This window comes from Salegentibacter tibetensis (assembly GCF_020164485.1).
Classification (GTDB): Bacteria; Bacteroidota; Bacteroidia; order Flavobacteriales; family Flavobacteriaceae; genus Salegentibacter; species Salegentibacter tibetensis.
This window is the reverse complement of sequence record NZ_JAIQZA010000070.1, coordinates 1-3,542: the sequence shown is the minus strand read 5'-3', so window position 1 is coordinate 3,542 and position 3,542 is coordinate 1. Positions and strand designations below refer to the sequence as shown.

The 3,542-nt window shown below is 34.0% G+C and carries 3 protein-coding genes; 1 reads left to right on the top strand and 2 read right to left on the bottom strand.

Features of this window, described 5'->3' with window-relative positions; all coding sequences use genetic code 11:
• The first annotated feature begins 629 nt into the window (after positions 1 to 629).
• Entirely contained in the window at positions 630 to 881 is a 252-nt protein-coding gene (locus tag LB467_RS18440; protein ID WP_224475624.1) for a hypothetical protein, read from the top strand.
• A 985-nt stretch (positions 882 to 1,866) separates the two neighbouring features.
• On the opposite strand, the gene LB467_RS18435 is transcribed toward LB467_RS18440, so the two are convergent.
• Both LB467_RS18435 and LB467_RS18430 read right to left on the bottom strand, forming a co-directional pair.
• Positions 1,867 to 2,385 (bottom strand): nucleotidyl transferase AbiEii/AbiGii toxin family protein, encoded by a 519-nt coding sequence (locus LB467_RS18435; RefSeq protein WP_224475623.1) that lies wholly within the window; start codon positions 2,383 to 2,385, stop codon positions 1,867 to 1,869.
• 9 nt (positions 2,386 to 2,394) lie between these two features.
• Positions 2,395 to 2,877 carry a helix-turn-helix transcriptional regulator gene (locus LB467_RS18430; RefSeq protein WP_224475622.1) on the bottom strand — a complete coding sequence of 161 codons (483 nt, stop codon included), beginning with the start codon at positions 2,875 to 2,877 and terminating at the stop codon, positions 2,395 to 2,397.
• Between the last annotated feature and the right edge of the window lie 665 nt (positions 2,878 to 3,542).

Below are 3,542 nucleotides of genomic sequence, written 5' to 3'. Positions count from 1 at the left end.
AAATGACTGACTGTGTGTGAGCCTTTTCGTTGATAACTCATAGCTCGAAAATATAGATTTTTTCGCAATACTAAAGTGCTGCAATAAAATTGCAGGGTTTAAATCCCTTTTTTGAGACCAATAAATTCAAGAGCAGCAGAGAGGTACCGGAAGTTTTCTAAAAAACAATTGCAACCATGTCCGAAAATTTAAATACAAATAACCATAAAAATATAAGGTCTAAATGGATTTGCCGAACTCTTCGCAAGAATTCGGTGGGAGCTTATACTTCTAAAACAAATTAATTAGTTCCAATGCCACTCACCACTTTTACTTCACTTCGCAAAAGCTTCATTTCAGGAAAAGAGGTTTATTATAAATTGTCTTGGACACGAGCCAAAAAGCTTAGAATATTAAATACTAAAAGAATAATAATGAAAAAGTTTTTTGACTCAAGTCCGCTTTGGCAGTAACTAAAATTCATCGATCAGGATTTCAGAATTTCTTTAAAATGCTTCTTACTTCACCTTACCTTTTGCTGCTAAAAAGACAAGCTTTGAAATTAATCGGATCACATAAACCGCTTTGCTATTTATAGCTCCTCAATAATTTCAAAGCTTGAAAATAAAAGAGCATCAAAAGATAATGCAATGGCGCTGGAAGAAGTAAATAAAAATAATGGAATAAACCAGGTCATTCTGATCTACAATATTTTTTCTTTTCACCAGCAAAAGGAAAATGCTCAAGATGAAAAAAGTAAATTTTATTATTTTTTCAGTGATGGCGATCTTAAACGGTTAATATTTTTCTTTAAGTTAAACCTCGAAAGTATAAAAATGAATCAGTTTCTCGTTCTCAAAAAAATGCATAAAATAAAAGGGAAGCAAGATGTGTCATTGTAATGACAATCTTGCTTTGCGCCCGATGGTTGCAAGGTTTTAAAACAAAAAACTTGCCGCTAAAATCTTAAAATTTGCGTCAAATAAGCTGAAATACCCAGTAAAACCGTTGAAAGTTGCGTCAAAAATTAATGTGAATTAGATCACTATTTTTAAACCTGAGTAATGAAGTGAAGGAGAGATTACCAGTAAACGGGCTGGAACAGCCTGAAAACAGGCTAAAATTTACTGGTATTACAAAAACAAAATAGGTTTTGCGCCCTATGCTGTTTTTACTTTACACTTAACTTCCCATACGCTATAAAAACAGCATAGGATCCAGCGCTGTAAGTTATGGTAGATTTGGGGGCTACATTTTTTCTTTTTTAACTAGCTTATTTTATATAAAAACCTACTACATCTATACAAATTTCAGCATCGTTTTATTTTTGATGACAAAGTGATGCCGAAACGATGCGGGGTTAAAACCCTTGCTATTACTGGGCTATTTTATTATCTGTCATCATTCATCAAAAAAAAAAGAAATAATGAAAGTATATTCCAGAGGGATTATTTACTGTTTTTCTGAAATTCCGGGTTAATCGCCCGGAAATGCCCTAAATTACTAGGTTGTCGGCGTCATCAAAAGCGTATCAATTCATCATTATTTTATGATATTTTAGGCTGAAGAAGGTTCATATCTCTAGTATTCTAAGGTTGGCGTCAACTTGCTCATTACTAGAATAAATTTCCTTTGGATAAAGTTCAATCAGGGGCCAGAATTCTTCACCAGTTATTATAGATTTATCCGTCTCACAGGATTTAACAATAAAAGGAAAGAATTGTTTTTTAGAAAAGATGTTTTTCCACTTTTAACTTCTAGTGTTCCTGGTATAGTCAGAAACAATGCCCTGTATATCATCCATAATAAACTCCCAGTATTTCCCCAATAGACAAATAGGATCGAAATCACCATCTGCTTCGTCAAAATCAGTAAAATTTTGTAGTATTATTCTTTGTCGTGACTATAAGGATAGCGCTTTTTGTGGAGTTGTAACATTTGTGCCAGATTGTAGGAATCAAAGAGTGCATGCAAGTCCCAAAAATCTTTCTTACGCGCTCCGCGCTGGACTACATCTACTTTCATAGCAATAATTTCTTCAAGGTTGGCCATCCGTATTGAATCTTCTACAAGTGGTGATTGAATAAAGGGATCTGTATAAAAAATATCCAGCTTAATGGCCTTTTTTTCACTTTTTCCGATAAAATAAGATTTTCCGAAGGCTGGCTCCATCGTCAAATAATCAACATAAGGGAAAGTTTTTTCGAGATAGGCTGTGATAGTATTAAAATTAATAGAACCATATTCAACATCGCTAAAAAGATCAATATCGATAGATTCCCGATGGCCAATCTGCAGGCTCAATGCTGTGCCACCAACTAGTCGGAACTCGCTGAATTCCTTTGCAACCATAAGCTGAATTAAACTATCATAAAGTAAAGGGTTTACCGTATTGTAGTGAAGCATTTTTGGTTATTATTTGGTGGAAATAGTGTAAGGTTTTCTGGCTACTGAACGAAGTGCTTTATCTACTTTTTGCTTTCCATAAAAACGAACAATTTCATCCTGCTCTGTGGCATTACCACGCTCAAAAACCCTCTTGATAACTGCTTTACGCTGTTTATGCCATTCAATATTGTTAATATCGGTATCCCAAAACAAGGATTCTCTAAGTAAGGATAGATTAGGTGTTTTTGATTTGAGCTTATTTTTTTCAATACCTATTTCATAATAAGTCTGTAAAATAGCCAAGGTGCTTTCTTCTAATCCAAGTTTTTTCTCAATTTTAAGTGCCAGGGCAGTGTTCAGGTTTCTTTTTCCTTTCGTAATTGCATTTAGAGTTTGCGGATGCTCATTTATAGCCATAGCGAAGGGACGTTGTTTTAAAGAACGCTTCTTTAATTCACGGTTTAAAACAATTCCCGGATGTATTCCTTTATATTTTATCAAATCATCCATGGTACAAATATAAACAATTTTGTTTACAAGTAATTATCGAATTTATCCCATATTAAGACCATAAAAACAGGTTAGTATCTTAGACAATTATTTGTATATTTGGATAGTACAGAATATCAAACTGCACCAATACGTTCTATTCAAATTGTGAGTTAATCGTGAGTTCAAAAATTGGATCTGCGTGAAACCATATAAATACTGGGGTTTTCAACGTTTTAAAAGCTTCCTGCCACCCCGACTTTTTGAGTATCAAAATACATCAAAAACCACCTAAATAAATGATTTTCAGTGCTTTTAGCAAAACTGGGAATCATTTTTTTTTGTTTGATATCAAATAAAATGTGACCTATTTATATCAAGAATAAGCGTCTTTTTTTCAAAATACTTTTTCTGTATATCTACTATTCATTCACCGTATCATCCCAGTACTAAAAAGGCACCACTTGAGAACACGCGACGAAAGTCCTGGTTTTTTTATTCGTAGGCTTCGGCAAAGAGCATACCGAGATTTAAAGACTTTAAGTATAGCCTCTACAATAACAGACCCTTAAAATTTGCTTCCTGGTAATCGCCTGTCTATTTCTCCTTCAACATCTTATTAACCAACTGATTGCCGGAAAAAACTGCTCCTTCCATATACCCACCGTAAACGGGTGATGTTTCAG

Coding starts and splice junctions, on each gene's coding strand:
- LB467_RS18440 (WP_224475624.1), top strand. CDS start 630: ATGGCGCTGGAAGAAGTAAATAAAAATAATGGAATAAACCAGGTCATT.
- LB467_RS18430 (WP_224475622.1), bottom strand. CDS start 2,877: ATGGATGATTTGATAAAATATAAAGGAATACATCCGGGAATTGTTTTA.
- LB467_RS18435 (WP_224475623.1), bottom strand. CDS start 2,385: ATGCTTCACTACAATACGGTAAACCCTTTACTTTATGATAGTTTAATT.